Annotated in this window: 6 protein-coding genes and 1 pseudogene; 5 read left to right on the top strand and 2 right to left on the bottom strand. The window is 67.0% G+C overall.

All coding sequences use genetic code 11. The features are described from left to right. Positions 1-136: 136 nt before the first annotated feature. From QSJ40_RS12470 to QSJ40_RS12460, 3 genes are all read left to right on the top strand, one after another. Positions 137-1,525 carry an NAD-dependent succinate-semialdehyde dehydrogenase gene (locus QSJ40_RS12470; RefSeq protein WP_285731314.1) on the top strand — a complete coding sequence of 463 codons (1,389 nt, stop codon included), beginning with the start codon at positions 137-139 and terminating at the stop codon, positions 1,523-1,525. A gap of 73 nt (positions 1,526-1,598) precedes the next feature. Beyond that, positions 1,599-2,282, top strand: a complete 684-nt coding sequence (locus QSJ40_RS12465) for a type 1 glutamine amidotransferase domain-containing protein (protein WP_047310894.1) — start codon at positions 1,599-1,601, stop codon at positions 2,280-2,282. A 27-nt stretch (positions 2,283-2,309) separates the two neighbouring features. Next, the gene (locus QSJ40_RS12460; RefSeq protein ID WP_285731311.1) at positions 2,310-3,314 is read left to right on the top strand and encodes an NADP-dependent oxidoreductase; all 1,005 of its coding nucleotides are present in this window, start codon (positions 2,310-2,312) and stop codon (positions 3,312-3,314) included. Positions 3,315-3,642: 328 nt separating this feature from the next. On the opposite strand, the gene QSJ40_RS12455 is transcribed toward QSJ40_RS12460, so the two are convergent. After that, positions 3,643-4,008, bottom strand: coding sequence for an ethanolamine ammonia-lyase light chain EutC (locus QSJ40_RS12455; protein ID WP_285731309.1), 366 nt, complete (start codon positions 4,006-4,008; stop codon positions 3,643-3,645). A gap of 18 nt (positions 4,009-4,026) precedes the next feature. Here QSJ40_RS12455 and QSJ40_RS12450 point away from each other — a divergent pair. Together QSJ40_RS12450 and QSJ40_RS12445 are read left to right on the top strand one after the other, a co-directional pair. Further along, positions 4,027-4,299, top strand: a pseudogene (locus QSJ40_RS12450) (integrase core domain-containing protein); the annotation flags it as partial. Positions 4,300-4,320: 21 nt separating this feature from the next. Continuing rightward, complete coding sequence (locus tag QSJ40_RS12445) at positions 4,321-4,638, top strand: 5-methylcytosine restriction system specificity protein McrC (RefSeq protein WP_285731307.1); 318 nt, start codon at positions 4,321-4,323, stop codon at positions 4,636-4,638. Positions 4,639-4,832: 194 nt separating this feature from the next. Here QSJ40_RS12445 and QSJ40_RS12440 read toward each other — a convergent pair whose 3' ends face one another. Beyond that, positions 4,833-5,333: a hypothetical protein gene (locus tag QSJ40_RS12440; protein ID WP_285731304.1), complete on the bottom strand. Its 501-nt coding sequence runs from the start codon at positions 5,331-5,333 to the stop codon at positions 4,833-4,835. Positions 5,334-5,571 lie beyond the last annotated feature (238 nt).

The raw sequence follows: 5,571 nt of genomic DNA, 5'->3' as shown, positions 1-5,571 counted from the left end.
AACAACACCCGCCTCCACGAAGCCCTCGGCTACGCGACCCCGAGCGAAGTTGAAGCCGCCTACTATCAATCACAACGAGCCGCACTAGCGCTCACATAACGATCGGAACAGAACCCAGGGCGGTTCAGAGGCAACCATGACCACCTACCGCACACAGAACCCCTCGACAGGCAAGGTCGTCCGCAGCTGGGACTCCCTCGACCCACGCGAGGTGGGCACGGCCATCGACACCGCCGAGGAGGCCTTCACCTCCTGGCGGCGCACGAGCGTCGAGGAGCGCGCCGGTGTGCTGGCCCGGACCGCGCACCTGTTCGAGCAGAGGGCGGAGGAGCTCGCCGGAATCGCGGCCTCCGAGATGGGAAAGCCCGTCTCCCAGGGCATCGCCGAGGCGCAGCTGGTCGCCCAGATCTTCGACTACTACGCCCAGCGCGCCGCCGAGCTGATGGCCGACGAGGTCCTGCCGGACCAGGGGGCGAACTCCTCCCGCGTGGAGAAGCAGCCCCTGGGCGTCCTGCTGGGCGTGATGCCGTGGAACTTCCCCTACTACCAGATCGCCCGGTTCATCGCACCCAACCTGCTGCTCGGCAACACGCTGCTGCTGAAGCCGGCCTCGATCTGCGCTGCTTCCGCCCTCGAGATGGAAAAGCTCCTCGACCAGGCCGGTCTGCCGAAGGGAGTCCACCAGACGCTCCTCGTGGACAGCTCCCAGATCGAGGACATCATCGCCGACCCGCGCGTGCGCGGTGTCTCCCTCACCGGGAGTGAGGGCGCGGGGGCCTCGGTCGCCGCCGCAGCCGGCAAGCACCTCAAGAAGGTGGTGCTGGAGCTCGGAGGTTCCGACCCGTTGATCGTCCTCGGTGGTGACATCGACGCGGTGGCGAGCACCGCCGCCCGGGCGCGGTTGAGCAACGCCGGCCAGGCCTGCAACTCGCCCAAGCGGATGATCGTGCTCGACGAGTTCTACGACACCTTCGTCGACAAGCTGTCGGCTGCCTTCTCCGCAGCGGTCGTCGGGGACCCCCAGGATGGGGCCACCGACGTGGGCCCCATGTCGAGCACCGATGCCCGCGACGAGCTGATGGAGCTTGTCGACGATGCCGTGGGCCACGGCGCCCACGTCCTCGTCGGCGGCTACCCGCGCGAGGGTGCCGGCGCCTTCATGGAGGCGACCGTACTGACCGACGTGACCCGCGACATGCGGGCCTGGTCGGAGGAGCTGTTCGGACCGGTCGCGGTCGTGTGCCGCGCCGCGGACGTGGACGAGGCCGTTGCCCTGGCCAACGAGACCGACTTCGGACTGAGCGGCTCGGTGTGGTCCGACGACCTCGAACTCGCCGAGGCCACCGCCCGCCGCCTCGACGTGGGCATGGCCTACGTCAACGAGCACGGCACCAGCCTCGCCGGACTGCCCTTCGGCGGCGTCGGCCGCTCTGGCTTCGGCCGGGAACTGGGCGACTACGGCGTCGACGAGTTCGTCAACAAGCGTCTGGTCCGCGTTTCCGACCCCGTGGGTCCTGAGCAGTGAACCCCGCCCCAACCCGGGGCACAGCCACCCCTGACCATGGAACCACTCCACGAGACATCGAAAGGAAGATGCCATGTCCCGCATCCTGATGATCCTCACATCCCACGACCAACTCGGTGACACCGACCGTAGGACCGGTTTTTGGCTCGAGGAGTTCGCCGCTCCCTACTACGTGTTCCGCGATGCCGGACACGACATCACCCTGGCCTCGCCGAAGGGCGGGCGACCGCCGGTCGACCCGACCAGCACGCTGCCGCAGATGCAGACCGACTCCACCCGTCGATTCGAGGCCGACGACGCGGCCAAGGCTGCCCTGACGACCAGCACCCCTTTGTCGGAGGTTGACGTGAGCCAGTTCGACGCGGTCTTCTACCCGGGCGGCCACGGCCCGCTGTGGGACCTCGTGGAGGATCCCACCTCGCAGCAGATCATCCTCGACAGCGGCGCCGCCGGCAGGCCGCTGGGCCTGGTCTGCCACGCCCCCGGCGTGCTGCATGCCATCAAGAAGCAGGACGGGACGTCGTTCATCACCGACCGTTCGGTGACTGGCTTCACCAATGGCGAGGAGGAGGCCGCCGGGCTGACCGACATCGTCCCGTTCCTGGTCGAGGACTCCCTCAGGGAAGCGGGCGCCCGCTACAGCAAGGGCCCCGACGGTGACAGCTACGTCGTCACGGACGGCACGCTGGTCACCGGGCAGAATCCGGCCTCGTCGGCTGATGCCGCCCGCCGCCTCCTCGACCTGCTGACCCACTGACCACCACCCACCCACAGGAGTACAGGGATGACCACACACACCCGCGAGATCCACCTCGCCTCCCGCCCCGACGGGAAGCCCACCCTTGACAATTTCCGCACCGTCGAGGTCGACCTGCCCGATCTCGATGACGGTCAGGTCCTCGTCCGCAACACCATCATGTCGGTGGACCCGTACATGCGCGGCCGCATGAACGACGTCAAGTCCTACGTGCCCCCCTTCCAGATCGACCAGCCGCTGGACGGCGGCGCCGTCGGCACGGTGATCGAGTCACGGGTGGAGCAGTTGCCCGTGGGCACCAAGGTGACCCACGGCCTCGGGTGGCGGGAACACGCCATCCTGGCCGGTGATGCGGTGCGACCGTTGACAGCCCGGGGCGTGCCGGACAGCGCCTACCTGGGCGTACTGGGCATGCCCGGCCTGACCGCCTACGCGGGTTTGCTGCTGGCCGGCGAGATGCGTGAGGGCGATGCCGTCTTCGTCTCCGGCGCGGCGGGAGCAGTCGGCTCGGCCGTCGGACAGATTGCCAAGCTCAAGGGCGCTTCCCGGGTGATCGGCTCGGCTGGCACCCCCGAGAAGATCGCCCGTCTGGAGGAGCTCGGCTTCGATGCTGCCTTCAACTACCACGACGGCGACGTGACCGAGCAGCTCGCGAAGGCCGCCCCGGAGGGCATCGACGTGTACTTCGACAACGTCGGCGGTGACCACCTGGAGGCCGCGATCGCGAACCTGCGCACCGATGGCCGGGTGGCGATGTGCGGGGCCATCAGCCAGTACAACTCCACCGAGCCGGCCTCCGCCCCGCACAACCTGGCGCTGGCCATCGGCAAGCGGCTCACGCTGCGTGGGTTCGTGATCGCCAAGTACGCCGAGCAGGCGAGGGCGGACTTCGAGCGGGACATGGGCCGTTGGATCGCCGACGGCTCCATCCACTGGGACGAGACCGCCCGTGACGGTCTCGACGCCGCCCCACAGGCCTTCATCGATCTGCTGGACGGTGCCAACACCGGCAAGATGATCGTGAACCTCTGAGCAGGTCATCGGCTGCCTTCGTCCGCGGTGACATCACCACGGACAGTTGACCGGGGGGACCTCCGAATGGGCTGGGCGTTGGCATGCCCACGATCCTGCGGAGGTCCCCCCGGTGCGCCCCGAGGCCTGGTGGCCGCCAGGCAGGGGGTCGTCTCGAATGGCCGCTGCCCCCCGGTAGACTGGACGCATTGCTCCACAACCTCTCGCAACGCCTGGTGCAAGCCCCTGCGCTTCCTGCCATCCCGGCCGAGGCGGAGACCACGGCGAGTTCGACCCACCTGCACGGCGCCACAACGGCCGCGACGTCATCCTCATCAGCGCGGTCACCCTACAGCGAACTGTTCGCCTGGACCTCCGGTGCTGGTCGGTTGGTGAGGGGGGCTGGCTCCGCGACGTCCTTCACGTCGACGCCTGAACGGCCGAGCTCCCGCATGCGGCGCACCAGCCTCAGCGTGGTGACGGCGGCCTGCTGGTAGCCGACGCCCCTCGGCGGCCGCACGTTGCTGATGCAGTTGCGCTCCGCGTCGTGGCGTCCGGGGCGTGGCTGGTGGGTGATGTAGATGCCCAGACTGTTGACGGCGCTGAGGCCCGGACGCTCGCCGATGACGACGAGCATCGTCTCGACGCCCAACTGCTCGCCAACCTGGTCGCCGAGCGCCACGCGCGCCTGCGTGGCCAACACCGGCGTGGCCACGCTGGGGCCTGACCCTTGTTCGTGGACACGCTGAACCAGCATCACCTCATCGGATCCATGGGCCAAGTCGGTGCTGCCGGTGATAACGCGGCGATGGAATCGTTCTTCGCACTGCTCCAGAAGAACGTCCTGGACCGCAAGCGGTGGCGGACCCGCGACGAGCTCCGGATCGCGATCATCACCTGGATCGAACGTACCTACCACCGCCGTCGCCGACAGGCCCGCCTGGGCCGATTGACCCCCATCGAATACGAGACCATCATGAACCCCGCCGTGGACCTCGCGGCCTGAAACCCCAACTGTCACCTGTTCGTGCGGCAGTCCCAGCTCTACCCGGATGTGCTCGTGGGGGAGGAGCCGGTCACGGCGCTGCTTGATGCTAAGTACAAGAGGCTCGGGGGCCGACGTGGCGTCGACCGAGAGGACCTCTATCAGCTGCATGCCTACTCATCGACCTTCGGTGCGCCGCTGGCGACACTGGCATATCCGGCCATTGACGACGAGGCGATGCCGGACGACGAGCGGAACAGCCCCTGGCAGACCAGCGCCGGAGCGTTGTCGTTCCTCACTTTGCCGACCGACAAGGAAGCTTGCGTTGAAAAGCTGAGGGTGTGGTTCAGTCAGAGCTGATTCTGACGGGAAAGGGGGATCTGTCAACGGTACCTGTCGACCCGAGAACTCCGCTCCAGCGGAGCTGGTCGAAGGCCAGACGTCGACTAGCGGAGGCCCTCGAAGGTGTCGATCATGCGTCTAGTCCTCCATCGACGAGGGCAAGGATCACCAGGGGACCGCGTACAGACAGTCGCGGGAAACGCTCATTCGCTCTACGCCTCAGCGTGGATGGCCTCCCGAAGCGGGGCGGCGATCTCTTCGGGTATGGCATCGAAGCCCACAGGTCGTGCAGCAAGGTCAGAAAACGTGAAGCGCGGCTCGCCGTGCGTGCGCCGGAGTTCGTCGCTCTTGCGGTAGTAACTGCGCACGACCTCGACGGCTTCGCGGATCTCGTCACCCGCTAGTGCGAACCCGTAGCTCGCGCATCGAGCAACCTCATCCGGGAGCGTGGCGAAGTCGGGGTGACCTGGTCGAAGAGAGCCAGCGGCGACTTTACGCGCGTTCTCGAACTCGGCTACTGCTTCGTTCTGAGCGCGCTGCCGAATTCGACCGAGGTTGTCGTTGCCGAATGTCAGGGAGATCCTTGTGACCTCCCGAGCAGCCTGCTCGGCTACGCGAAGTCTGTTCTGGTAAGGAGCCATGGGCGGCCCCTGTCGCGACGGCATTGACTCCTTCTTTAGGAGCCGCTTCAAGGAGTTGAGGATGTGAACCATGAGGCGACTCTAAGGGCGCGCTCTGACAAGGCTGGTCGCTAGACCCCGTCTTCGCTCAGCTGAGCTCGATCGGCGCGATCAGATTTGAGTCGTTGCGGTCCAATGTCCGGAGGGACTGCCGCACGAACAGGTGACAGTTGGGGTGTCAGGCCGCGAGGCTCACGGCGGGGTTCATGATGGTCTCGTATTCGATGGGGGTCAATCGACCCAGACGGGCCTGTCGACGGCGGCGGTGATA

The organism is Kocuria sp. NBRC 114282 (assembly GCF_030268385.1).
Lineage (GTDB): Bacteria > Actinomycetota > Actinomycetes > Actinomycetales > Micrococcaceae > Kocuria > Kocuria palustris.
The sequence above is the reverse complement of the archived record's forward strand: the minus strand, read 5'-3'. Positions and strand labels throughout refer to the sequence as shown.